The organism is Kitasatospora sp. NPDC093558, assembly GCF_040683475.1.
Lineage (GTDB): Bacteria > Actinomycetota > Actinomycetes > Streptomycetales > Streptomycetaceae > Kitasatospora.
In genome coordinates this window covers 1-1,233 of sequence record NZ_JBFBDY010001265.1, presented here as the reverse complement: position 1 = coordinate 1,233, position 1,233 = coordinate 1, and the positions used below count along the sequence as shown (strand labels likewise).

General features: G+C 76.9%; 2 protein-coding genes and 1 pseudogene. 2 read left to right on the top strand and 1 reads right to left on the bottom strand.

What is annotated here, in order from left to right:
• On the top strand, window positions 1-542 hold a 542-nt coding region (locus tag AB0O00_RS40230), incomplete at its 5' end, for a regulatory protein RecX (protein WP_363659617.1).
• Window positions 543-567: 25 nt separating this feature from the next.
• Window positions 568-738: a hypothetical protein gene (locus tag AB0O00_RS40225; RefSeq protein ID WP_363659616.1), complete on the top strand. Its 171-nt coding sequence runs from the start codon at window positions 568-570 to the stop codon at window positions 736-738.
• Here AB0O00_RS40225 and AB0O00_RS40220 read toward each other — a convergent pair.
• Window positions 719-1,233: pseudogene (locus tag AB0O00_RS40220) on the bottom strand (monooxygenase); the annotation flags it as partial. The gene AB0O00_RS40225 and the pseudogene AB0O00_RS40220 sit on opposite strands and share 20 nt — an antisense overlap.

The following is a 1,233-nucleotide window of genomic DNA, read 5'->3' as shown; positions in this document are numbered from 1 at the left end:
CGGATGGTGAGGCGGCGCGGCCGCGCGAGCCGAAGCGGGGCACATCTGAGGAGACCGCCGATCCCGAGATCCTCGCCCGCTACATCTGCCTGCGGCTGCTCACCGGCGCGGCCAAGTCCCGCAAGCAGCTCGCCGACGCCCTGCGCAAGCGGGAGATCCCGGAGGACGTCGCCGACGGGGTGCTCACCCGGCTCGAAGAGGTTGGGCTGATCGACGACGCCGCCTTCGCCGCGGCGTGGGTGGAGTCCCGGCATGCCGTCCGGGGCCTGTCGCGGCGGGCGCTCGCCCAGGAGCTGCGGACCAAGGGCGTGGCCGCCGACCTGGTCGAGCAGGCCGTGGCCCGGCTCGACTACGACGACGAGACCGAGGCCGCCCGGGCCCTCGTCGACCGCAAGCTCCGGAGCACCCGCGGGCTGGACCCGCAGGCCCGGATGCGGCGGCTGGTCGGTGTGCTGGCCCGGCGCGGCTACTCCGAGGGGATGGCCTTCCGGGTGGTGCGCGCGGCCATCGAAGAGGAAGCGGCGGAAGAAGCCGCCGAGTAGGCCGTTCGGACGGACCCGACTCCGGATGCGCGCCCGAACCCGGCCGGGCGACCTCCTGGGCGATCAGCCCCTCGGGCCGCACCATCACCCGCACCTCGCGCCCGGCCTGCAGCGCGTGTCCGAGGAGCTGACCTACCCGGGGCGGATCCGGGTGACGGTGGTCCGGGAGACCCGGGTCACCGCGGTGGCGCGGTAGAGGGGTCCAGCCGTTCGGGGACGGCCTCCGGGGCGGGCTCGGCGTCGGGTTCGGGCGCGCCGGTGAGCGGTGCCGGGCCGCCGCGGGCGCGGTCGGCGAGCGCCAGCAGGTCCTCGGCGGCGGCGCCCTGGGTGACGCCGACGAGGTGCCCGTCCGGCCGGATCAGCAGCACGGTGTGCGGGCCGGCCTCCGGGTACTCCTCGGTGACGAGCACCTCGGCCGGGACGGGCAGGGCGTTCGCCACCTCCGCGAGCCGGGGCATCAGTCCGGCGCCGAGCCAGTGCTCGGCGGACCAAACGGCGGTGCCGGGGGCGACCAGCAGCAGCAGGAAGGTCGCGCCGAGCCGGGCGTGCAGGTGGTCGGGGGTGCCGTCGGCGGAGAGCACCGGGAGGTCCGGCACGAGCACGCCGGGGGCGGTGGCGGGCAGCAGCTCGCTGAGCGAGGTGGTGGTGCGCGCGCCGCGCTGGACCGGCACCCGGCCGGGGACGCCCGAGG